We start from the raw sequence: 20875 nt of genomic DNA on the forward strand, positions 1-20875 counted from the left end.
GATCGGCTACAATAGCTTCAATCGCATAAAATGAGGGTGCTCGCAGGGCCTGATGGCCGCGTTGGCGCCGGCTCCAACCCTTCGCCACTAGCTTGAAAACTTCGTCATGAACCCGTTGCAGTCTTCCACGCTGCGCCCCGCGTGCGGCGCTGATCTCGATGCCCTGTGTCAGCTCGAGTCGATCAGCTTCGAGGGTGATCGCTTCACGCGTCGCCAATTGGCGCATCTGCTCAACCGCGCCCATGCGCACACCTGGGTCGCCGTCACCGAGCAGGGCACATTGCAGGGTTACGGCACACTGCTGTTTCGCCGCAACAGCCGTAGCGCGCGGCTGTACTCGTTTTGCGTGCATCCCGAGGCGCGTGGCACCGGCCTGGGGCGGCGCCTGCTCGAGGCGCTGGAGGGCGAGGCGCTCGAGCGCGGCATGCAGCGCCTGACGCTTGAAGTGCGCGCCGACAATCGCGTGGCGATGGGGCTCTATCGGCGCATGGGTTTCCTGCCGAGGCGTTGGCTGGAAGACTACTATGTCGATGGCTGTGCCGCCTGGCAGATGGACAAGGCGTTGTCCGAGGCCGGCGAAGCGCCGCGCGAGACCTTGGAGGCTGCACCCGCGGCGCGCTTCGGCTAGCATGCTCGCGGTCAACATTACTGGAGTTCTCTTATGCCATCCTTCGACATCGTCTCCGAGCTCGACAAGCACGAGGTCACCAACGCCGTCGATCAGGCCAACCGCGAGCTGGGCACGCGCTTCGATTTTCGCGGCGTCACCGCCAGCTTCAGCGAGGAGGACGGAGCGGTGACGATGGAAGCCGATGCCGACTTCCAGCTGCGCCAGATGCTCGATATCCTCAAGGGGCGCCTGATCGCCCGCGGCATCGATGTCGGCTGCCTCGATGAACAGCCCGCCGAAACCGGCGGCGTGCGCGCCCGCCAACGCGTGGAGTTGCGCCAGGGCATCGACCAGCCGCTGGCCAAGAAGATCGTCAAGACGCTCAAGGACGCCAAGCTCAAGGTCCAGGCGCAGATCCAGGGCGACAAGGTACGGGTCACCGGCAAGAAGCGCGACGACCTGCAGCAGGCCATCGCGCTGCTCAAGGCCGATGAATCCATCGATCTGCCGCTGCAGTTCGATAATTTCCGCGATTGACCTTGCGCTGAATCAAGATTCGTCGGCGTACCCGGGTAGCCTGGACGCGGATGACGCACCGATTGAAGTTGCCTAGGATGACCATAGGCGGTGGTTATTTCCCTCGGCTGGTCGGTCACGCTGTAATGAGCACGGGTAGCCGCCGAGCCGCCAACCGACGAGTATGCCCCCGCGGGGCTCGGTGGTTACCCCTGTTCGCTAGGGTCGTCGTCACAGGAGGGCGTGATGCCCAACATCAGACATGCCATTTACACGGCCCTGGCGGGTATCAGCTTCGCCCTGGGCGTGATTGGCCTGTTCCTGCCGGTGATGCCGACGACCTGTTTCATGCTGCTGGCGGTATGGCTGGCCTCGCGAGGCTCGCCACGCTTTGCGCTGTGGATCCGCGAGCATCCGCGCTTCGGCCCCTCGATCAGCGCCTGGGAACGCGAACGGGCGATTCCTCGCCATGCCAAGCGCTGGGCGCTGGCGATGCTGATCGTGTCGATGACCGTCATCGGCCTGAGCGTCGAATCGTTGCCCGTGCGTGTCGCGCTGATCGTCGGCCTGAGCGGGCTGGCGCTGTGGATCGCCACGCGTCCCGTGCCACGCCAGGGCCTCGGCAGCTGCCCGATGTTGCCTGCACCCTCCGAACGCCTCACCGGCGCCTCCTGCTCCTCGCAGCGCGCCAACCGCTGAAAACTGCACGAATGAGAAGGGCTGGCAGGCGGCGCCTTTGAGACTCCTGCCTGGCTCGCCGTACAATGGCGGCAACCTTGTATCAGGAGTACCCGTCATGCCCGATTCGCCGATTTCCGCAGAGGTCGAAATCAAGCCGGTCGATGCGCAGCCGCAACCGGTCTATCTCAAGGATTACCAGCCGCCGGCCTTTCGCGTCAGCCATACCGAACTCAAGTTCGACCTCGCGCCCTCGGCGACTCGCGTCAGTGCGGTCCTGCACATGGAGCGCCATCCCGACAGCGCGCCCGGCCGGCCGCTGGAGCTCGACGGCGAGCGGCTCTCGCTCAAGCGTATCGCCATCGACGGCCAGGAGCTGCAGGCTGGCGAATACCGGGTCGACGAAGCGCGGCTGACCATCGCCGAGCCGCCCGAGCGCTTGCGCCTGGAAACCGAGGTCGACATCGATCCGGCCAGCAATACCGCGCTGGAAGGCTTGTATCTGTCCAACGGCATGTTCTGTACCCAATGCGAGGCCGAGGGGTTCCGGCGCATCACCTATTATCCGGATCGCCCCGACGTGATGGCGACCTTCTCGACCACCGTGATCGGCGATGCCGAGACCCTGCCGGTGCTGCTGTCCAACGGCAACCCGGTGGAGCGCGGCGAGTTGCCGGACGGCAAGCACTTCGTCACCTGGGAGGATCCGCATCCCAAGCCCTGCTATCTGTTCGCGCTGGTGGCCGGCCAGTTGGAGAAGGTCGAGGATCGCTTCACGACCGCCAGCGGTCGCGAGATCACCCTGCAGATCTGGGTCGAGTCCGAGAACCTGGACAAGACCGAGCACGCGATGCGCTCGCTGAAGTCGGCGATGGCCTGGGATGAGCGGACCTACGGTCGCGAGTACGATCTCGATCGCTTCATGATCGTTGCCGTCAACGACTTCAACATGGGCGCGATGGAGAACAAGGGCCTCAACATCTTCAACTCGGCGGCGGTGCTGACCCATCCGCAGACCGCCACCGACGCCGCCTTCCAGCGCGTCGAGGGGATCGTCGCCCACGAATACTTCCACAACTGGTCGGGCAACCGGGTGACCTGTCGCGACTGGTTCCAGCTCTCGCTCAAGGAGGGCTTCACGGTCTTCCGCGACCAGAGCTTCTCGGCCGACGTCAATTCGGCGCCGGTCAAGCGCATCGAGGACGTGTCGTTCTTCCGTACCGCGCAGTTCGCCGAGGACGCCGGGCCCACCGCGCATCCAGTGCGTCCGGAGTATTACATCGAGATCGGCAACTTCTATACCCTGACGATCTACGAGAAGGGCGCCGAGATCGTGCGCATGCTGCGCAACCTGCTGGGCTGGGACGCCTTCCGCCAGGGCTCGGATCTGTACTTCTCGCGCTTCGACGGGCAGGCCGTGACCATCGAGGACTTCGTCGCCTGCATGGCCGAGGTCTCGGCCATCGATCTCGGCCAGTTCATGCGCTGGTACTCGCAGGCCGGCACGCCCGAGATCGACGCTCATGGCGAGTACGATTACGCCAATAGCGCCTATCGCCTGACGCTGCGCCAGCGCACGCCCCCGACGCCCGGCCAGCCCGACAAGCAGCCGCTGCACATCCCGGTGCGCATCGGCCTGGTCGGTACCAAGTCCGGCGACGATCTGGAACTCACGCTGGATGGCGAGCGGCTCGGCAAGGAGTGCGTCCTGCACCTGCGCGAGGACGAGCAGACCTTGGTCTTCACCGAGCTGGCCGAGGCGCCGGTTCCCTCGCTGCTGCGCGGCTTCTCGGCGCCGGTCAAGCTGCGCTTCCCCTACGGCCGCGAGGATCTGGCTTTCCTGCTGCAACACGATAGCGACGGCTTCAATCGCTGGGATGCCGGCCAGCGGCTGACCATGCTGGCGCTCGACGACCTGATCGCCGCGCACCGCAACGGCGTCGAGAAGGTCATGGACGCCCGGGTGACCGAGGCGTTCCGCGGCTTGCTGACGGCGTCTACCGACGACAAGGCGGTGCTCGCCGAAATGCTCACGCTGCCCTCGGAGGCGTACATCGCCGAGCAGCAGCCGATGGTCGATGTCGATGCGATCCATGCCGCGCGCGACTTCGTCAAGCGCTCGCTGGCCACCGTGCTGCGCAATGAGTTCCTGACGCTGTATCGCGCCAACCAGTCGCAGGCCGATTACGCCCCCAGCGCCGAGCAGATCGCCCAGCGCGGCCTCCAGAACGTGGCGCTTTCCTACCTGATGAGCATCGAGGACGACGAGGCGGTCGAACTGGCCCGCGAGCAGTTCGAGGCCGCTCGCAACATGACCGACGTGCGGGCCGCCCTGACGCTGCTGGTACACAGCTCGCGCGGCGACATCGCCGATCCGGCGTTGCGCGCCTTCGGCGAGAAGTGGGCCCACGATCCGCTGGTCATGGATCAGTGGTTCAGCGTTCAGGTCACGCGCCCGCAGTCGGATGCCATCGAACGCGTCAAGTACCTGATGGGCCACCCGGCGTTCTCGCTCAAGAACCCCAACCGGGTGCGCGCATTGATCGGCGCCTTTGCCGGCCAGAACCCGGTCAACTTCCATCGTCTCGATGGCCAGGGCTACCGGCTGCTCGCCGACGTGGTCATCGAACTCAACACGCTCAATCCGGAGATCGCCGCGCGAATCATTACCCCGCTGACTCGCTGGCAGCGTTACGACGAGCAGCGTCAGGCGCTGATGAAAGCCGAGCTGGAACGCATCCAGGCCGAGGAACTCTCGCCCAACGTCTATGAGGTGGTCGAAAAGGCGCTGGCTTTCTAGCACGCCAGGTGCCGGGTCGATGGTAGACAAAAGGGCCGCTCATGAAGCGGCCCTTTAGAGGTGTCAAATCATCCCTGGCACAGGAGGGGCACCGGTTACGGTGCGATGCGCTGGGTGGCGTCGGTGAAGCCCATCAGCGAGATATCCAGGTCCATGCGCTCGCCACGCGGTCCGATCATGCTCAGCGTGGCGGTGCTGCCGCCGCGCAACTGACGCATCAGCTCGGGTTTGACCGGCAGGTCGCCGCGGCAGCCCTGCTGCTGGCAGACCTGATAGGGGAAGCGGATCGGCTCGCCATTGTCGACGCTCAGTTGCATGCCTGGTGCCAGGCGCACGCCCAGCGGCAGCAGGAACACCAGCACGGCGCCATCGGCTTGTGGCGGATAGGCCTGCACCACGCGCATCAGCGGCTGGCCACTATTGGGATTGTCGATCAACTGGGTCATCGTACAGGCACCCTGGGCCGTGTCGCCCTGCGGGCAGCGCACCTCCCAGTCTTGGACCTTTTGGATATCGACATTGGCCTCGGCCGGGGGCTGTTGTTGTTGAGCGAAGGCCGCGGGAGCCAAGGCAAGCGCGGCCAGCAGCGATAAGGCCCAGTGGCGCAATGCGAAGCGATTCAACATGTTGTCCGTCTCCTGTCGTCATGATCTTCTATAAGGGCCGGGTCGCGATTGACCCGAATCAGTCATAAAAGCAAGCAATCGTGGCGATGACAATGCCCGGTGAGCAGCGTGCGCGTCAGGCGATCAGCCAACTGAGCACCAGCAGGCCCACCAGCACCCAGCACACGCCGCCGAGCAGCGAGCCGCGCAGAAAGGCGCGCAGGCCCTTGTAGAGCATGACCAGGCCGACGATCAGTACGAGCAGGCTGAACAGCGAACCGCTGATGCCCAGCGAGTCGGACAGGCCATCGGCGAAATCCTCGACGGCCCAGTAGAGTCCGCCGAATAGATTGCCCAGCAACTCGACCAGGGTGCGGATGGCGTCGCCGATCGCCTCCCCCAGCCAGGTGAAGAATCCGTCATCCTGCATGGTTCGTCCTTGATGATGGTGTCATCGCGCGTCGCGTGTCTCGGCCGGTGCGCCTGGCTGCTGTTCGCGCAGCCAGGCGAGCTCCTGAGACCACGAGGCTGACTCGATGGTTCGTAGCCCGCCGCGAAGCCATGGCGGGTGTCGATGCACATGTCGACCCGCAAGCGATCGTCGACCTGCACGATGATCTCGTGGGCGCCGAGATATTTCATGGACGCATACGGGTAGCTGGTTTGCGCCTATGGTAAGGCCTGTGGCGACGGCTAGCGAGTCGCACAGACCTGCCCATTAGCCGCCCAGTCGCCGCGTAGCCGCCAGCGGCGTGATGCGCGGCGGTTCGTTCGCCGGCCATTCGACGCGCGCCTCGATGGCGTAGACGTCGCGCAGGCAGGCTTGTGTGAGTACTTCGGTCGGCTCGCCACAGGCGACGGTGCGACCCTCCTTGAGCACCCAGAAGTGCCGGGCGAAGCGGGCCGCCAGGCTCAGGTCATGGATGGCGATGACCACGATCATGTCGCGCTCGGCCGCCAGCCGCTCCAGCCAGTCGAGCACCTGCAGTTGGTGATGCAGGTCGAGGGCGCTGGTCGGTTCGTCGAGCAGCAGCAGGCGCGGCTCGCGGATTACCGCCTGGGCGATGGCCACGCGTTGGCGCTGACCACCGGACAGCTTGGCCAGCTCGCGCTCGGCCAGCGGCTCGAGCTCCAGGGTCCGGAGCATGTCGCGTACCTGGACGAGCGCGGCGCTCGAAGGTTCGTGAACCCGCGTGCGGCGCGCCAGCAGCACCGCTTCGAAGACGCTCAGCACCGCCTGGGAGCCCAGTTCCTGGGGCAGGTAGTAGAGCCGTTCGGCGCGTGCCTCCAGCGACAGCGCGATGAGCGAGTGCGTGTCGAGGGTTGCCTCGCCCTCGGCCCGCTCGATCCCGGCGATCGCCTTGAGCAGCGTCGACTTGCCGGCGCCGTTGGGGCCGATCAGCGCGGTCAGTTCGCCGGGGCGGGCGTGCAGGCCCGTCACGCCGGGCAGGATCTCCGTGCGCCCGATTCGGCACGTCAGCCGCTCGATGCGCAGGCTCATCCCCAGCCTCCCCGGCGACTGCGCAGGATCAGCGAGACGAAGAAGGGCAGGCCGATCAGGGCGGTGAGAATGCCGATCGGGAAGAGAATGCCCGGGATCAGCATCTTGGAAAGGATCGAGGCCAGCGACATGATCAGCCCGCCGCTCAGCGCCGACATGGGCAGGAACACGCGCTGGTCCTCGCCCACCAGCAGCCGGGCGATGTGCGGGCCGACCAGCCCGACGAAACCGATGGTGCCGACGAAGGCGACGGCGGTGGCGGCCAGCAGCGAGCAGCACAGCATGATGCTCAGCCGCAGGCGGCCCACGTTGATGCCCATCGCCTTGGCGTGCAGATCGCCGAGGCGCAGCGCGGTGAGCCGCCAGCCGGCGGCCAGGAACACCGGCAGCGTGGCCAGCAGCGCCAGCAGCGCCAGGCCGACCGTTTCCCAGCTCGATCGGGCCAGGCTGCCCAGCGACCAGAACACCAGCTGCTGCAGCGCCTCGGCCGAGGCCAGGTACTGCATCAGCCCGAGCAGGGCGTTGAAGAAGAACATCATGGCGATGCCCATCAACACCATGGTCTGTACCGTCACGCCCCTCAGCCGGCTGATTCCCCAGATCAGCAGCGCGGCGAGCATCGCCAGCGCGAAGGCGTTGGCGGTAACCAGCAGCGTCCCGGCGAGCGGCACGACGCCCAGGCCGAGGATGATCGCCAGCGCCGCGCCGAAACTGGCCGCCGAGGAGATGCCCAGCGTGAAAGGATCGGCCAGCGGATTGTCGAGGATGGTCTGCATCTCGGCCCCCGCCAGGGCCAGGCTGATGCCCACCAGCACCGCCATCAGCGCCGTCGGCAGGCGAATCTCCCAGACCACCACGGCGAGCATGCGCGACGCGGAATCGGGATCGATCAGAGCCGCCAGCAACGCGCGCAACGGGTACTGACCGGGCCCGGTGGCCACGTCGGCGAAAAATGCCGTCAGCATCGCTAGTGCGGTGATCGCGATCAACGCAATATGACGACGGCGACGCGCCAGGTAGCGCGACACGCTGTCGTCGGGCTCCGACGTCGCGGCCGAGGCGGAAAGGAGTCGGTTCATGGCACTTGGATCTGGGAAAATCGGTGGCCCAACATACTGCAGGATTCGCCGGCCCGTAACTTCACGGTCGGTAGTTGCCAAGCATGGCTTGCTGGACACAGCGCTCGATGTCCTGGGCGGTGGGCACGAGCTCCTCGCGTACCATCAATATCAAGGCCTGGCATTGAAGCGGTGGTCGTGGGCCGGGTGGCAGGTGATGTGGCCGTCCTCCGCCACGTAAGCCATCAGCGTGCCCATGCCCGCCGTCATCAGCCGGCAGGTCACGTCGGACCACACGGCGTCTTCAAGATGAACCGGATAGCGCATGGCATGGTCGTCGTGATGGGTGAACAGGTTCTCGAGAATCTTTTCCGCCCCCGGCGCCACCAGCGAACGGACCAGCATCTCCGGGTAGGCGCGGATCGGGCGTGGCGTGGTGCTGGCGCCCGCCATTTCAGTGCGCCTGCGACTGTCCTCGTGAACGCATTCGGCCACGGTGTAGGGTAGCCCCGCCTGGCAGAGCTCCTGCAGCTGGCTCAATACGTCCAGGGTGATGCTATCGGATACCCGGCTGTACTCGTCGCGGGCCAGCACGATGATCGCCTTGGCCCGCGCCGGGGTGTCATGCAGCTCCGCGGTCGAGCGCAACTGGCTCACCAGGCGCTCGAAGTAGACAGCAGCGTTGTTGTTCGGGCTGTTGATGATCAGTACGTGATCTTGCACCTGCCACCTCCAGCGGCCCTTGATCATGGATTCCTTGTTTGAGGCGATAATCGCTGTAATCGCTGGCCAGCCGCGCGCGCATGTCGATATTCAACCGCTGGGTGACCCTTGCGGAGGTCTGCCGACGGCGCAGTAGGCGGAGTAGATACATCTCGTACAGGTCCCGAAGGGCCACGTCTCCCGCTGAGTGGGGGCAGGCCGGGTCGGCGCAGATATCCGCTGATGCTACGTGAGTCGGTTGCCCGGCGCCAATGCCGTGCGGTGTGGGCCTGGCGAGACTGTGCATCACGCGGCCCAATAGCAGGCGGCCGCCCTAGTCCGGCTTTCCGGCGGGCTCACCCCGTCGGGAGCACGGGGTTGTCGATGACCCGGCGGAGCACGAAGCTCGAGTGGGCGCCGCTGACGCCTTCGATGCGGGTGATGCGGTTGAGCAGCAGATCCTGGTAATCGTCCATGTCGCGTACCACGACCTTGAGCTGATAGTCGGCTTCCTGACCGGTTATCAGCAAGCACTCCTGCACTTGGGAAAGCGCGGCGACCTTGGCTTCGAAGTTGGCGAAACGTTCCGGCGTGTGGCGATCCATCGAAATGTGCAATAGCGCCATCAGGCTGTAACCGAGCCGCTTGCTGTCGACCATGGCGCGATAGCCGACGATCAAGCCGCTGTCTTCCAGCGCGCGGACGCGGCGCAGGCAAGGGGACGGCGACAGGCCGATGCGCTCGGCGAGTTCCTGATTGCTGATGCGGCCATCGCGTTGCAGCACGTCGAGAATGGATCGATCATAACGGTCGAGAGCAGCTGTTGGCGAAATACTGGTCATGGTTGGCAACAACCTGTTGGTAATGGCGTAAGACAGGCAATTTTATGCCGCTTGGCCCACGCATTCATCCGAAATTAGCAATCCATCGCCGCGCAATCGCGGCTAGACTGATAGCCATCGTCACAAGCGCTATCCGGAATGCTATGTTTCGCTCAGATGTCGGCTTCACGAGAGCCGGCTTCGCTTTGCCGCTAACGCCTATCCGGCCCGCGGCGCCCATTCCGCCTGCGGCCACCGCTGCTTTCGTTCATCACCGGTAAGGATCAGACCCATGGCTTCGTTCGACCATCGCAAGTACACGCCGGCAACGCCGGTACCGCTGACCCAGCCACGCCAGTGGCCGTCGCGCACGCTGAGCCGCGCGCCGATCTGGGCGAGCGTGGACCTACGCGACGGCAACCAGGCGTTGCTCGAGCCGATGAACGTCGAACAGAAGAAGCGGCTATGGGCCTTGCTGGTGAAGGTGGGGCTCAAGGAGATCGAAGTCGGTTTTCCGGCGGCCAGTCAGCCCGATTTCGATTTCGTGCGCTGGCTGATCGAGGAGGACCAGATCCCCGACGACGTGACCGTTCAGGTGCTGGTCCAGGCTCGCGAGCACTTGATTGCGCGTACCTATGAAGCGCTCGAAGGGGTCAAGCGGGCCATCGTCCATGTCTACAACTCCACCTCGACCGCCCAGCGCGAGCGGGTCTTCGAGATGGATCGCGCCGGGGTGGTCGAGATCGCCCGCCAGGGCGCGAGCTGGGTGCAGGAATACGCCAAACGCTACCCGGACACCGAATGGCGCTTCCAGTATTCGCCGGAAAGCTTCACCAGCACCGAGCCCGACTACGCGGTGGAGATCTGCGAGGCGGTGATGGCGATCTGGCAACCGACACCGGAAAATCCCTGCATCCTCAATCTGCCGGCCACCGTCGAGGTCGGCCCGGTGAATCATTTCGCCGATCTGATCGAGTATTTCATCACCCATCTCGCCAACCGCGACGCGGCGATCATCTCGCTGCACACCCACAATGATCGCGGCGGCGCGGCGGCAGCGGCGGAACTCGGCCTGCTGGCCGGTGCCGATCGCGTCGAGGGCACGCTGCTGGGCAACGGCGAGCGCACCGGCAACATGGATATCGTGACCCTGGGCATGAACCTGTACAGTCAAGGCATCGACCCCGAGCTCGATCTGTCGAACCCCGACGAGATCATTCAGGTCTGCACCGAGTGCACCAATCTGCCAGTGCATCCGCGCCACCCCTGGATCGGCGAGCTGGTCTATACCGCCTTCTCGGGCAGCCATCAGGATGCGATCCGCAAGTGTCTGCACCAGCAGGGCGCCGACGAGCCGTGGCAGGTCGCCTATCTGCCCATCGATCCGCACGATCTGGGACGCGACTACCAGGCGGTGATTCGCGTCAACAGTCAGTCGGGCAAGGGTGGAATGGCGTTCCTGCTCGAGCGTGATTTCGGCATCAGCCTGCCGCGCTGGATGACGCTGGAACTGGCCCCGCACGTGCAGCAGGCCAGCGAGAAGGTGCCCGGCGAACTCTCGAGTCAGCAGATTCGCGACATATTGCTGACCACGTTCGCCAACGAGGTGCCGCTCACGCTCAAGGGCTATCGTCTGAATCGCGACGAGGCCGAGCAGCTGACCGTCACGTTGCAAGATGGCGATCGGGTGCTGACGCTTGAGGGCAACGGCAACGGCGTGATATCGGCGTTCATGGATGCCTGGCAGCGCCATAGCGGCAGCTCGGTAAACGTGGTCGATTACGGCGAGCATGCGCTCGGCGAAGGCAGCGACGCCGTGGCGATCGCCTTCGTCCAGCTCAATGTCGATGGCCGGCGGGTCAGCGGCATGGCCGAAGACGGCGATACCGTCAGCGCCTCGCTCAAGGCGGTGCTTTCGGCGCTCAACCGCGCCGGGCGCACGGCGGCCAGCGAGCGCGAGGCCAACGCGGCGGCGATCACCGCCTGATCCGGGTCAGGCCTCTGCGACGCAAACGGCCGCCTTCGGGCGGCCGTTTGCGTTGTAACGACGGGCTCAAGTGTCGCTGGGTAACTGGGCGTGGTTGATCAGCGCAAAGGTGCCGACCACGTTGCCCGCAACGGCCGGCAACGATGCCCACTGGCTGTGGACGAACGCATGCGGGCTGGCAAGCCTTTGCAATGCTGAACTTGGCTATTCTTGTAATTGACTGATGACACAGGGAGTGGCACATGCCTGGAGAAAGTCTGGAGATGCTCTATTACTTGGGTGCTGCGTGGCTGGCGGGCAGCCTGATCGGGCTGGAGCGGAGTTTCCATGGGCGCCCCGCGGGGTTTCGCACTCATGCGCTGGTCTGTGGCGCATCGGCATTGCTGATGATCGTCAGTACCAACCAGTGGCAGTGGCTCGACACCAATATGCCCGAGTCGGCGATTCGTACCGATCCCACGCGTATGGCGCAAGGCATCATGACCGGGATCGGCTTTCTCGGCGCCGGAGTGATCTTCAAGGAGGGCTTGAACGTTCATGGACTGACCACGGCGGCCTCGATCTGGATCACCTCGGCGCTGGGTATCCTGTTCGGCGTGGGCTTCTGGTTGCCGGCGCTGACCGCCACCGTGGCTACGCTGTTGACGCTGTCGCTGTTTCGCTGGGTCGAGCTGCGCCTGCCCAGCGAGTACTACGCCGATCATGTGCTCAGTTATGCCATCGAGAAGACGCCGAGCGAAGAACAGGTTCGCGAGCTCGTCGGTCGGCATGGCTGCGTGGTCAAGTCGATGAGCTATAGCCTGGGTGAGCATGGCGCGGTCTATCGTTACCACATGGTGTTGCAGACCAAGGATCGCCAGAACCTGACCCGCCTGGCCGGGCATTTGCGGCATTCGTCGCGCGATCTGCTCGAGTTTCACCTGTCGCAGGCCGGTGAGTGAATCGCTTGCCATTCGCAGGTAGGGCGTTACAGTGGCTCTCCGCTACTTCTGGAGCACCCATGGTCATCCCGCCCACCCGAGCCAGCCTGATGTGGCTACTGGTCGCCAGCGTAATGTTGACGCCGCTGGCGATCGATATCTACCTGCCGTCGTTGCCGGTCATGGCCGCCGATCTCGGGCAGCCCGCCACGGCGCTGCAGATCATCATCACGCTGTTGCTGTCAAGCGTCGGTCTCGGCCAGATCGTGGTGGGACCGCTGACCGACCGCCGCCGCCCGGCATTGCTGGTCGGCTCGGCACTCTAATGCGCTCGGCGCGCTGCCGGACATCGCGGCGACCAGCCTCGGACCGCTCTATGCGTCGCGTATTCTTCAAGGGCTGGGTGCCTGTGCCACGACCACGGTGGCATTCGCCGCGGAACGCGATGCCTTTACGCCGGCTCAGGGGGCGCGGCTCTACAGCTATCTCAATGGCGCGCTGTGCCTGACATGAAGGGCAGTGACGGCCTGATGTGTCGCTTGCGATGCAGGCGCCGACAGGCGAAGGTATAGCGATCAATGGAATGACAGTACAGGGAATGCAGTGAATGGCTCAGTCGAGTAACCTGGCGCGCTTGATCATAAACGGCAAATCGGCACAGATCGATGAAGTGCGCGAAGCAGTCACTGCATTGCGCGAAGAGGGCCATGCGCTGGATGTACGCGTCACCTGGGAAAGCGGCGACGGCCTGCGCCTGGTACGTGAGGCGGCCGACGAGGGGGTGTCGCGCGTTGTTGCCGGAGGCGGCGACGGCACGGTCAACGAGATCGTCGCCGGGCTGATGGCCGTGGCGTCGGAGCGGCGCCCGGCGCTAGGCATTCTGCCGCTGGGCAGTGCCAATGATTTCGCCCATGGGGTGGGGCTGCCGCTGGAACCGCAACCGGCGCTCGAACTCGCGCTGACCGGTCGCGTGCACGACGTGGATGTGGCTCGCCTCGGTGAAGACTGCTTCATCAACATGGCCACTGGTGGCTTCGGCGCCGAGATCACCACCTCGACGCCGGTCGCCTTGAAGCGCCTGCTGGGCGGCGGTGCCTACTCGTTGATGGGCATGCTCAAGGCCTGGCGCTATCAGCCGTATCAGGGCGCACTCAGCTGGCCGGGTGGCGAGCTGACCACACCGCTGTTTCTGTTGGCGATCGGCAACGGCTCCCAGGCCGGTGGCGGGCAATGTCTGGCGCCGGCCGCCAAGCTGGACGATGGTCTGCTCGAGATCGTCATCGTGCGCCACTTCTCGTCGTTGCATGACATGCGCCAATTGCTTGGCGAAATAGAACGATTGCCGGCGGATGGCGAATTCGTTCGGACGATTCGCGCGTCCCGGTTGAGCTTTCGCAGCGACACTCGCTTTCCGCTCAATCTTGATGGCGAGCCGCGTCATCTCCAACATTTCGAAGTATCGCTCGAGCCGCATGCCATCAAGCTGTCGATGCCCGGTGCGAGCCGGCTTTTGAATTCACCCCACTGTCCGTGATTGCTATTCGAGGAGAACCCGCTATGCCCAACCCTTTCCATCTGGCCGTTCAGGTCCGTGATATCGCCGAGGCTCGGCGTTTCTACGGCGAGTTGCTGGGTTGCCCGGAGGGGCGCTCCAGTGAACGCTGGGTCGATTTCAACCTCTACGGACATCAATTCGTCTGTCATCTCAATCCAGAGCTCGATGAGGAAGAGACTGGCGTACATCGCAACCCGGTCGACGGACACGGTGTCCCGGTCCCGCATTTCGGCGTCGTATTGAGCATGGGCGACTGGGAAGAGCTGGTCGATCGCCTGACTCAGGCCGGGGTTCGCTTCGAGATCGAACCCTACATTCGCTTTCGGGGCGAGCCCGGCGAGCAGGCCACCATGTTCTTCTGCGACCCTTCGGGTAATGCCTTGGAGTTCAAGGCATTTCGCGATATCGAAGGGCAGTTGTTCGCGACCTGAGGCGGGGGCTGGCATGGATATCTTTATGCAGGCGGCGATCGAGGAGGCGCGCAAGGGGTTGGCCGAAGGCGGCGTGCCGATCGGCTCGGTGCTGGTCCACGGCGGACGGATCATCGGTCGCGGCCGCAATCAGCGCCAGCAGCGAGCTAGTGCAATACTGCACGGTGAGATGGATGCCCTGGAGAATGCCGGGCGCCAACCGGCTTCGGTGTATCGCGAAGCGACGCTCTATACCACGCTGTCGCCGTGCCCGATGTGCAGCGGGGCTGTCCTGCTGTATGGCATTCCGCGGCTGGTGATCGGCGAGAACCGCACCTTCATGGGCGCCGAGGCGCACCTGCGCGAACAGGGCGTTGCGCTCGAAGTGCTCGATAGCGAGCCCTGTCGCGAGTTGATGGCGAGGTTCATTGCCCGGCATCCCGATGTCTGGAACGAAGACATCGGCGTCTAGCGTGCCTTGCACCCAGGCGCGGCGTTTGCTGCAATGACGCGGCGTCAACAAACCCTTTTATTCACGACGAGGAGAATACCCGATGGCCAAGACGTCCTGGATGACGACGGTTCTACCCTTGGCGCTAATGCTCGGCCTGGCGGGCTGTAACGGTGGCGACGATGACAACGGCGCCCCGGCGGTCGAGGAGAGCGGCCAATCGTCTCAATCATCTCAGGCGTCGATCGAGGACAGCGAAGCCGGGCGCATCTCGCGTGACGGCACGCCAGCGGCGGAAGACACAGCGGGTACGGCGGCAGGTAGCGGCTCGACCGGTGAACAGGCCCAGGCCGATGCCGGCGGAGGCGGCGACACCGCGCAGCCCGGCGAGGCGGAACAGAACGGCGATACGGTTACAGGCGATGCCGTGGTAGGTGAGCCGGCGGACGCATCGGCAGCAAATGGTTCCTGGGAAAGTTCCGGGAGCAACGTTAGTGAGGCCTTGAAGGAAACCGAGCGGCGATTCAAGGAGGCCGAGAAGGAACTCAACGAGCAGTTCGAGCAAGCGCAGAAACAGGACGTCAAGGAACAGCTGTCGATCGAGCCCGATGAGACGACCGAGGGCAGTGCAAGCTCGAGCACCAATTGAATCTGGTGGTCGAGCATTAAAAAAGGTCCGCATGTGCGGACCTTTTTTACAATGCCACGTCCAGGGACGTGGCGATCGGTGCAACCTGTACGTGGTTAGACGTATCAGGCCGGCTTGATGTTAGCGGCCTGGAGGCCTTTCTTGCCCTGAGTGACGTCGAAGGAAACCTTCTGGCCGTCTTGCAGAGACTTGAAGCCTTCTGCCTGAATTTCGGAGAAGTGAGCGAAGAGGTCATCACCACCGTCGTCCGGAGAGATGAAGCCAAAGCCCTTGGTATCGTTGAACCACTTGACAGTGCCAGTTGCCATTGTCGAATTCCTTAACTATCTAACTTACTGATGATGATGCGATTACGTGAAGCCTTGCGGACTGCTACGAACCGCCGGTGCGAGGCTTATAAGCCAGAGAAACGCGCACGGGGTTATCGAGGGAATCGATTAACAACTGACGTCATTCTGTCTACAAACCAATCGCATCAAGGATGCGCTTTTAAACGTTGCGGGTCAAGCTTAATTTGGTCGCACTCCAGAGGTGAGTCTGACCAGCCGCGGTACGTAAGTGAAGCCCGCCGAGGCGGGCTTCACTTGGCGCTGCCTCGTGCGAGGACCCGCCTGCGACCGGCAAGCGCTCACAGGCGCTAGAGCGCCTTGATATTGGCGGCCTGAAGTCCTTTCTTGCCCTGAGTGACCTCGAAGGAGACCTTCTGGCCATCTTGCAGGGTCTTGAAGCCTTCAGCCTGAATCTCGGAGAAATGGGCGAACAGATCATCACCGCCGTCATCGGGAGAGATGAAACCGTAGCCTTTCGTATCGTTGAACCACTTGACAGTGCCAGTTGCCATTGTCGATTTTTCCTTAACTAACCATTGATGGTGCCGGGCTGCGAGAACCTTGGCTCGCGATGTGCGCGTCATGCGTGAGGTGACAAGAAAAATGCGTACTGGAAGTCTTCGGAAACCGATAACCTATTGACGCCATTCTGCTTGCTGACCCACGCAGCGGCGTGTGCATCGTTGTCATCGACCATGCCAAGCTGCGCTGGAAGAGGGTCTTGCACGTTACGATGCCCGCATCAAGCACCATAGATGCTAATTCCGAGTGCGTCCAGACCCGCATGACCCATGGCATGGGGGCGGAGTCAATGGTTTTTACACGTGGCCCGGCGGGCCCCATGGCGAGCGACCATGAGGTTTCGACATCGCTCCGTGGTAAGATTGCCGCCTGCGTCAAGCAGGCAGGGACGAGCCGGCAGGCTCACTCCGAGATGCTCCCGCGGCTTGGGCCGTCCTGCTATTCTTCAGTCCTTTACAAGGAGCGAGGCGTGACACAATTTGCGTCCAGCAACACGCATAGCAAGCTGGTGGGCTATCTACTGTGGATCTTCGGCTTCACCGGGGCTCACCGCTTCTATTTCGGCAAGCCGATCACCGGCACGATCTGGTTTTTCACCTTCGGGCTACTGGGTATCGGCTGGCTGATCGACGTGTTCCTGATTCCGGCAATGGACCGTCAGGCTGACATGCGTTTTCACACCGGGCCGACCGACTACACGCTGGCCTGGATCTTGCTGACGTTCCTGGGCGTGTTCGGCCTGCATCGCATGTACATGGGTAAATGGCTCACGGGGCTGATCTACCTGTTCACGGGCGGGTTGTTCCTGATCGGCGTGCTCTACGATTTCTGGACCTTGAACGATCAGATATCGCTCAAGCATGCCCGGCGCGGCTTGTTCAGCCAGTAATCACGATACCGACCGGACGGCTGGATGCCTTGGGTCAGGGGTAGAGAGACAGGGAAGGAGGCCCCGATGGCCGAACGGATGGCCTTGACCGGACTGCTCGATCAGCTCGACGGAACGGACAGCGGAAGCAAGATCCGCCTGCAGGACATCATCGATAACTTTGCATCGCGTGGTTTCGGGCCGTTGCTGGTGCTGCCGGCGCTGATCGCCTTGCTGCCGACCGGTGCGATTCCCGGTGTGCCGACGCTATGTGGACTATTCATTGCCACCGTGGCCAGTCAACTGGCTCTGGGCAAGCGAACCCCCTGGCTGCCGCGCCGCTTGCGGGAGCGCGGCTTCAGTCATCGGCGCTTCCATCAGGCAGTCGCTCGTGTGCGGCCCTGGACGCAGTGCTTTGACAGGTTGCTCAAGCCGCGCCTGGAGTTCCTGACGAGTCCGCTGATGCAGCGTCTGGTTGCAGTGCTTTCGGCACTGCTGGCGTTATCCATGATTCCGCTTGAATTGCTGCCATTCGCCGCGGCGATCCCGGCGCTGGCGATTGCTCTGCTGGGGCTGGGGCTGGCGGCAGAGGATGGGCTGCTGATCATGACCGGCCTCGCCGTGGTGGCGCTCGGCGCCGTCGTCATCTGGCGCTGGCTGTTGCCATAAGTCATCGACCGATTTTCTGGAACGTGTACCTGGAGAGGGGACGATGCATGATTGATGCCCAATTCCTGCCCTTCGTGGTGGCGATCACCCTGCTGAGCATGACTCCCGGTGTGGACACCTTGCTGGTGATTCGCAACACCGCCCGCGGCGGAGTGCGCGACGGCGTCATCACCAGCGTGGCCATCTGCTGCGGGTTGTTCGTGCACGCCGCGGTATCGGCGCTGGGCATCTCGCTGATCCTGGTGCAATCGGCCTGGGCCTTCGGGCTGCTCAAGCTGGCGGGCGCCGCCTACCTGGTGTGGCTGGGCGTGCAGAACCTGCTCGGTATGCGGCGCGGCAATCCGCTTCCGGTTGCCGGGGTGGATACGCCAAGGCGCAACGTGCCGGTCATGTTGCCCATACGCGAGGGCTTTCTCTCCAATGTTCTCAATCCCAAGACCGTAATCTTCTACATGGCGTTCCTGCCGCAGTTCATCGCGCCGAGCGACCCGGCGCTGCTCAAGTCGCTGTGGCTGGCCGGGGTGCATTTCGTGATCGCCAATCTCTGGCAGATCGCCATCGTCCTGCTGGTCGGCCGAGCCGGCACCTGGCTGGCCAAGCGCTGGGTGTCGCGCGTCCTCGATGGCGCTACCGGCACGGTCCTTATGGCGCTTGGCATCAAGCTGGCCCTGCAGCAGCGCCCGTGAGACAGCATGGCGAGGTTCGCCGAGCAGGCTTTTGCTGATGTCATGTGTCGTCAGTCAGAGCGAGCCTGGGTGACATGAAGCGGCTGTCTCGATTCCTGGCCATAACGCTTTTCCTGCTCGGTGAAACGATCGTCGCAATGACGCTTGATGCATGACCTACTAGTATCAGTTTGTATGACAGGTATGCCATGAACAGACATCGAGAAAAAGGAGCGCACGATGCATGAGCCGTCTCGGGGCAAGCGGGTCCCGATTGCCGGGGAAAGTCGAGGGATCGGTGCCTATCTGTGCCCGGTCAGCGACGCATTCAGTGTCTATGTGACCGGCCAGGTCATCGAGGTCAACGGCGGACAGTCGATGCCATGACGAGACAAGCCCCTTTTGCGATTGCCATCACCATGGGCGACCCGGCCGGGATCGGGCCGGAAATCATTTGCCGCGCCTTGGTCGGCATGTCCGATGACGAACGGTCGGGCACGCTACTGGTGGGAAATATCGATATCTTTGCCAGGGCGGCGGCCACGATCGATGCCAGGCTGACATTCCATGGGCTCGATGCGCCAGAAGCGGCATCGCCCGACAGCATTGCGGTGGCTCAGGTCGATAAGCCGCTCGACATCCAGATACCCGATGGCGAGATCAGCGCCGCCGCCGGGGAAATGGCGTTTCGCTGCGTGGAGCGCGCCGTGGAGCTGGTCCAGGCCGGGCAGGCCGGCGTAATCGTCACCGCGCCGCTCAACAAGGCGGCCCTGCATGCCGCCAAGCGCTATTACGATGGCCATACCGGCATGTTGGCGTCGCTGACCGGGGCGCCGGCGTCGTTCATGCTGCTGGCCTCAAAAACGCTGTCGACGATCCACGTGTCGACTCACGTTTCGCTGAAGGAGGCGATCTCGCGGGTCACGGTCGAGCGCATCGAGGCAACCGTCAAGGCTGGGCACGAGCATCTTCGTCAATTGGGTAGGGCCACGCCGCGAATCGCCGTGGCGGGGCTCAATCCGCATTGCGGTGAGGGGGGCATCTTCGGCGACGAGGACGAACGCATCATTCGCCCGGCCGTCGAGGCGCTGCAACAGGCGGGCTACGAGGTGCGGGGGCCGATCTCCGCCGACACGGTATTCTACCGTGCCAGCCGTGGCGAGTTCGATCTGGTGGTGGCGCAGTATCACGACCAGGGTCATATCCCGGTCAAGCTGATCGCCTTCGATACCACCGTCAACGTCAGCCTGGGCCTGCCGATCAAGCGTACCTCGGTGGATCATGGCACGGCCTTCGACATTGCCTGGCAGGGCAGGGCGGATGCCACCAACATGAAGGCGGCCATCGTCTATGCCCGGCAACTGGCGAGAAGACTCCACCTTGACTGAACTTGTCGTGGCGATCGTCGCCGATGACCTGACCGGGGCGATGGATGCCGCGGCACCGTTTGCTCGTCGCGGTGCGCAGGCCAGCGTCGTCCTTGCACTGGAACATCTCGCCGAGGTCCTTGCTCAGGGCAACCTGCCCGACGTGCTGGCAATCAATACCGAGTCGCGTCATCTGCCCGCCGATCAGGCCGCGAAACGGGTCGCCGAGGCCTTCGAGAGACTGCTTCCCCTCGCACCGCACCTTCTTTTCAAGAAAGTCGATTCGACGCTGCGCGGTAACGTCGTCGCGGAATGTCTGGCCGCGCGGCGCAGTAGTGGACGTGGGCTGCTGGTGTGTCCCGCCGTCCCCGTCCAGGGACGCACGCTGCGTGGCGGTCAGGTCTATGTGCATGACGAGCCTTTGACGGCGTCGGACTCTGGGCGGGATGCACGCTCGGCGCCGCCCGTCGAGCCACTGGCGACCCTGTTCGAGCGCGGGGGGCTAGCCGTTCCGAGCCTGCCGGCAGGCAGCGTGTCGGGTGAGCCCGACGCGATTGTGGATGCCGTGAGCGACGCCGATCTCCAGGCGCTGGCCCAGCGTCTGCTCGAATACCCGCGGCGCTGGCTGGCTGTCGGGGCATCGGGGCTGACCGAAGCATTGTCCAGAAGCCTGTTTCCGGCAGCTGAGGCGCGTCTGTCGCCTCCCGTGGATGCCCTGCTGTTGGTTGTCGGGTCGCGCTGTGATCAGGCGCGCCGCCAGGTTGCTTGCTTGTGCGAGGCGGCGCCGGATTTACCGGTCATGCATGCCATGGACGACGAGGGGCTAGCACCCGGTCCGGCGCAGCAGCGCCTGGTTATGCCCGAACGCCAGCCGTCGGCACGTTTCACTGCAGAGCAGGTCGCCCGGGGCATGGCGCGTTGCGTCAGTGGATTGCTGGCTGGCGAGCCGGGTCGCAACCCGTTGCTGTTCCTGACCGGTGGCGACACGGCCATGGCCGTCCTCGGACATCTAGGGGCCAGGCAAGTCGTGCTGGCGGGGGAATGGGCGCCGGGCGTGGCCTTGGGGCACCTCGATGGAGATCCGCATCGCTTGGTGATGACCAAGGCCGGCGGCTTTGGGACACCGGACTTGTTAAAGCGCTTGCACCGCGACTTCCACTAAAGGCGAGCGCCGCAAGGCTTTGCAGTGCTT

25 protein-coding genes are annotated in these 20875 nt (G+C 63.8%); 17 read left to right on the forward strand and 8 right to left on the reverse strand.

Annotation, left to right across the window (positions count from 1 at the left end; genetic code table 11):
• Window positions 1-106 precede the first annotated feature (106 nt).
• From HALZIN_RS0103370 to pepN, 4 genes are all read left to right on the forward strand, one after another.
• Window positions 107-628 carry a GNAT family N-acetyltransferase gene (locus tag HALZIN_RS0103370; RefSeq protein WP_051907354.1) on the forward strand — a complete coding sequence of 174 codons (522 nt, stop codon included), beginning with the start codon at window positions 107-109 and terminating at the stop codon, window positions 626-628.
• A gap of 33 nt (window positions 629-661) precedes the next feature.
• Entirely contained in the window at window positions 662-1147 is a 486-nt protein-coding gene (locus HALZIN_RS0103375) for a YajQ family cyclic di-GMP-binding protein (RefSeq protein ID WP_031382839.1), read from the forward strand.
• 225 nt (window positions 1148-1372) lie between these two features.
• Complete coding sequence (locus HALZIN_RS16710) at window positions 1373-1825, forward strand: YbaN family protein (protein ID WP_035575127.1); 453 nt, start codon at window positions 1373-1375, stop codon at window positions 1823-1825.
• A gap of 97 nt (window positions 1826-1922) precedes the next feature.
• On the forward strand, window positions 1923-4604 hold the full coding sequence (gene pepN, locus HALZIN_RS0103385; protein ID WP_051907355.1) for an aminopeptidase N: 2682 nt from the start codon (window positions 1923-1925) through the stop codon (window positions 4602-4604).
• A gap of 95 nt (window positions 4605-4699) precedes the next feature.
• Here the strand turns inward: pepN and HALZIN_RS0103390 are convergent, their stop codons facing one another.
• From HALZIN_RS0103390 to HALZIN_RS0103415, 6 genes are all read right to left on the reverse strand, one after another.
• Window positions 4700-5230 (reverse strand): invasion associated locus B family protein, encoded by a 531-nt coding sequence (locus HALZIN_RS0103390; RefSeq protein WP_031382842.1) that lies wholly within the window; start codon window positions 5228-5230, stop codon window positions 4700-4702.
• 115 nt (window positions 5231-5345) lie between these two features.
• A complete protein-coding gene (locus HALZIN_RS0103395; protein WP_031382843.1) occupies window positions 5346-5639 on the reverse strand; it encodes a hypothetical protein in 294 nt (97 codons plus the stop codon).
• Window positions 5640-5927: 288 nt separating this feature from the next.
• Window positions 5928-6710, reverse strand: coding sequence for an ABC transporter ATP-binding protein (locus tag HALZIN_RS0103400; RefSeq protein ID WP_031382844.1), 783 nt, complete (start codon window positions 6708-6710; stop codon window positions 5928-5930).
• Entirely contained in the window at window positions 6707-7789 is a 1083-nt protein-coding gene (locus tag HALZIN_RS0103405) for a FecCD family ABC transporter permease (protein WP_031382845.1), read from the reverse strand. Before HALZIN_RS0103405 ends, HALZIN_RS0103400 begins: the two co-directional genes overlap by 4 nt.
• Window positions 7790-7939: 150 nt before the next feature.
• Entirely contained in the window at window positions 7940-8491 is a 552-nt protein-coding gene (locus HALZIN_RS16715) for a hypothetical protein (protein WP_201448169.1), read from the reverse strand.
• Between the two features lie 335 nt (window positions 8492-8826).
• Window positions 8827-9312 (reverse strand): Lrp/AsnC family transcriptional regulator, encoded by a 486-nt coding sequence (locus tag HALZIN_RS0103415; protein WP_031382846.1) that lies wholly within the window; start codon window positions 9310-9312, stop codon window positions 8827-8829.
• A 271-nt stretch (window positions 9313-9583) separates the two neighbouring features.
• Between HALZIN_RS0103415 and HALZIN_RS0103420 the strand changes: the two genes are divergently transcribed.
• From HALZIN_RS0103420 to HALZIN_RS0103450, 7 genes are all read left to right on the forward strand, one after another.
• A complete protein-coding gene (locus HALZIN_RS0103420; RefSeq protein WP_031382847.1) occupies window positions 9584-11278 on the forward strand; it encodes a 2-isopropylmalate synthase in 1695 nt (564 codons plus the stop codon).
• A gap of 242 nt (window positions 11279-11520) precedes the next feature.
• Window positions 11521-12219, forward strand: coding sequence for an MgtC/SapB family protein (locus tag HALZIN_RS0103425; RefSeq protein WP_031382848.1), 699 nt, complete (start codon window positions 11521-11523; stop codon window positions 12217-12219).
• A gap of 59 nt (window positions 12220-12278) precedes the next feature.
• Window positions 12279-12524 carry a hypothetical protein gene (locus HALZIN_RS0103430; protein WP_031382849.1) on the forward strand — a complete coding sequence of 82 codons (246 nt, stop codon included), beginning with the start codon at window positions 12279-12281 and terminating at the stop codon, window positions 12522-12524.
• Between the two features lie 281 nt (window positions 12525-12805).
• Entirely contained in the window at window positions 12806-13732 is a 927-nt protein-coding gene (gene yegS, locus HALZIN_RS0103435) for a lipid kinase YegS (RefSeq protein WP_031382850.1), read from the forward strand.
• 23 nt (window positions 13733-13755) lie between these two features.
• Window positions 13756-14184, forward strand: coding sequence for a VOC family protein (locus HALZIN_RS0103440; protein WP_031382851.1), 429 nt, complete (start codon window positions 13756-13758; stop codon window positions 14182-14184).
• Window positions 14185-14197: 13 nt separating this feature from the next.
• A complete protein-coding gene (locus HALZIN_RS0103445; protein ID WP_031382852.1) occupies window positions 14198-14635 on the forward strand; it encodes a nucleoside deaminase in 438 nt (145 codons plus the stop codon).
• A gap of 82 nt (window positions 14636-14717) precedes the next feature.
• Window positions 14718-15263, forward strand: coding sequence for a hypothetical protein (locus tag HALZIN_RS0103450; RefSeq protein WP_031382853.1), 546 nt, complete (start codon window positions 14718-14720; stop codon window positions 15261-15263).
• A gap of 104 nt (window positions 15264-15367) precedes the next feature.
• Here the strand turns inward: HALZIN_RS0103450 and HALZIN_RS0103455 are convergent, their stop codons facing one another.
• Window positions 15368-15571: a cold-shock protein gene (locus tag HALZIN_RS0103455; RefSeq protein ID WP_031382854.1), complete on the reverse strand. Its 204-nt coding sequence runs from the start codon at window positions 15569-15571 to the stop codon at window positions 15368-15370.
• A gap of 329 nt (window positions 15572-15900) precedes the next feature.
• On the reverse strand, window positions 15901-16104 hold the full coding sequence (locus HALZIN_RS0103460) for a cold-shock protein (protein WP_031382855.1): 204 nt from the start codon (window positions 16102-16104) through the stop codon (window positions 15901-15903).
• A 479-nt stretch (window positions 16105-16583) separates the two neighbouring features.
• Here HALZIN_RS0103460 and HALZIN_RS0103465 point away from each other — a divergent pair, with 479 nt between their 5' ends.
• From HALZIN_RS0103465 to HALZIN_RS0103490, 6 genes are all read left to right on the forward strand, one after another.
• Window positions 16584-17003, forward strand: a complete 420-nt coding sequence (locus HALZIN_RS0103465; protein ID WP_031382856.1) for an NINE protein — start codon at window positions 16584-16586, stop codon at window positions 17001-17003.
• A gap of 66 nt (window positions 17004-17069) precedes the next feature.
• Window positions 17070-17651, forward strand: coding sequence for an exopolysaccharide biosynthesis protein (locus HALZIN_RS0103470; protein WP_031382857.1), 582 nt, complete (start codon window positions 17070-17072; stop codon window positions 17649-17651).
• Window positions 17652-17698: 47 nt separating this feature from the next.
• Entirely contained in the window at window positions 17699-18337 is a 639-nt protein-coding gene (locus tag HALZIN_RS0103475) for a LysE family translocator (protein ID WP_031382858.1), read from the forward strand.
• Between the two features lie 219 nt (window positions 18338-18556).
• Window positions 18557-18703: a hypothetical protein gene (locus tag HALZIN_RS18140; RefSeq protein WP_201448170.1), complete on the forward strand. Its 147-nt coding sequence runs from the start codon at window positions 18557-18559 to the stop codon at window positions 18701-18703.
• Entirely contained in the window at window positions 18700-19704 is a 1005-nt protein-coding gene (gene pdxA / locus HALZIN_RS0103485) for a 4-hydroxythreonine-4-phosphate dehydrogenase PdxA (RefSeq protein WP_031382859.1), read from the forward strand. The genes HALZIN_RS18140 and pdxA overlap by 4 nt, the downstream gene beginning before the upstream one ends.
• Window positions 19667-20845 carry a four-carbon acid sugar kinase family protein gene (locus HALZIN_RS0103490; protein ID WP_084173323.1) on the forward strand — a complete coding sequence of 393 codons (1179 nt, stop codon included), beginning with the start codon at window positions 19667-19669 and terminating at the stop codon, window positions 20843-20845. The genes pdxA and HALZIN_RS0103490 overlap by 38 nt, the downstream gene beginning before the upstream one ends.
• Window positions 20846-20875 lie beyond the last annotated feature (30 nt).

Source organism: Halomonas zincidurans B6 (assembly GCF_000731955.1).
Classification (GTDB): domain Bacteria; phylum Pseudomonadota; class Gammaproteobacteria; order Pseudomonadales; family Halomonadaceae; genus Modicisalibacter; species Modicisalibacter zincidurans.

What these genes read in the sequence shown, in the direction of transcription:
- HALZIN_RS0103370 (WP_051907354.1), top strand. Translation starts at nt 107, where the DNA reads ATGAACCCGTTGCAGTCTTCCACGCTGCGCCCCGCGTGCGGCGCTGAT.
- HALZIN_RS0103375 (WP_031382839.1), top strand. Translation starts at nt 662, where the DNA reads ATGCCATCCTTCGACATCGTCTCCGAGCTCGACAAGCACGAGGTCACC.
- HALZIN_RS16710 (WP_035575127.1), top strand. Translation starts at nt 1,373, where the DNA reads ATGCCCAACATCAGACATGCCATTTACACGGCCCTGGCGGGTATCAGC.
- pepN (WP_051907355.1), top strand. Translation starts at nt 1,923, where the DNA reads ATGCCCGATTCGCCGATTTCCGCAGAGGTCGAAATCAAGCCGGTCGAT.
- HALZIN_RS0103390 (WP_031382842.1), bottom strand. Translation starts at nt 5,230, where the DNA reads ATGTTGAATCGCTTCGCATTGCGCCACTGGGCCTTATCGCTGCTGGCC.
- HALZIN_RS0103395 (WP_031382843.1), bottom strand. Translation starts at nt 5,639, where the DNA reads ATGCAGGATGACGGATTCTTCACCTGGCTGGGGGAGGCGATCGGCGAC.
- HALZIN_RS0103400 (WP_031382844.1), bottom strand. Translation starts at nt 6,710, where the DNA reads ATGAGCCTGCGCATCGAGCGGCTGACGTGCCGAATCGGGCGCACGGAG.
- HALZIN_RS0103405 (WP_031382845.1), bottom strand. Translation starts at nt 7,789, where the DNA reads ATGAACCGACTCCTTTCCGCCTCGGCCGCGACGTCGGAGCCCGACGAC.
- HALZIN_RS0103415 (WP_031382846.1), bottom strand. Translation starts at nt 9,312, where the DNA reads ATGACCAGTATTTCGCCAACAGCTGCTCTCGACCGTTATGATCGATCC.
- HALZIN_RS0103420 (WP_031382847.1), top strand. Translation starts at nt 9,584, where the DNA reads ATGGCTTCGTTCGACCATCGCAAGTACACGCCGGCAACGCCGGTACCG.
- HALZIN_RS0103425 (WP_031382848.1), top strand. Translation starts at nt 11,521, where the DNA reads ATGCCTGGAGAAAGTCTGGAGATGCTCTATTACTTGGGTGCTGCGTGG.
- HALZIN_RS0103430 (WP_031382849.1), top strand. Translation starts at nt 12,279, where the DNA reads ATGGTCATCCCGCCCACCCGAGCCAGCCTGATGTGGCTACTGGTCGCC.
- yegS (WP_031382850.1), top strand. Translation starts at nt 12,806, where the DNA reads ATGGCTCAGTCGAGTAACCTGGCGCGCTTGATCATAAACGGCAAATCG.
- HALZIN_RS0103440 (WP_031382851.1), top strand. Translation starts at nt 13,756, where the DNA reads ATGCCCAACCCTTTCCATCTGGCCGTTCAGGTCCGTGATATCGCCGAG.
- HALZIN_RS0103445 (WP_031382852.1), top strand. Translation starts at nt 14,198, where the DNA reads ATGGATATCTTTATGCAGGCGGCGATCGAGGAGGCGCGCAAGGGGTTG.
- HALZIN_RS0103450 (WP_031382853.1), top strand. Translation starts at nt 14,718, where the DNA reads ATGGCCAAGACGTCCTGGATGACGACGGTTCTACCCTTGGCGCTAATG.
- HALZIN_RS0103455 (WP_031382854.1), bottom strand. Translation starts at nt 15,571, where the DNA reads ATGGCAACTGGCACTGTCAAGTGGTTCAACGATACCAAGGGCTTTGGC.
- HALZIN_RS0103460 (WP_031382855.1), bottom strand. Translation starts at nt 16,104, where the DNA reads ATGGCAACTGGCACTGTCAAGTGGTTCAACGATACGAAAGGCTACGGT.
- HALZIN_RS0103470 (WP_031382857.1), top strand. Translation starts at nt 17,070, where the DNA reads ATGGCCGAACGGATGGCCTTGACCGGACTGCTCGATCAGCTCGACGGA.
- HALZIN_RS0103475 (WP_031382858.1), top strand. Translation starts at nt 17,699, where the DNA reads ATGATTGATGCCCAATTCCTGCCCTTCGTGGTGGCGATCACCCTGCTG.
- HALZIN_RS18140 (WP_201448170.1), top strand. Translation starts at nt 18,557, where the DNA reads ATGCATGAGCCGTCTCGGGGCAAGCGGGTCCCGATTGCCGGGGAAAGT.
- pdxA (WP_031382859.1), top strand. Translation starts at nt 18,700, where the DNA reads ATGACGAGACAAGCCCCTTTTGCGATTGCCATCACCATGGGCGACCCG.
- HALZIN_RS0103490 (WP_084173323.1), top strand. Translation starts at nt 19,667, where the DNA reads ATGCCCGGCAACTGGCGAGAAGACTCCACCTTGACTGAACTTGTCGTG.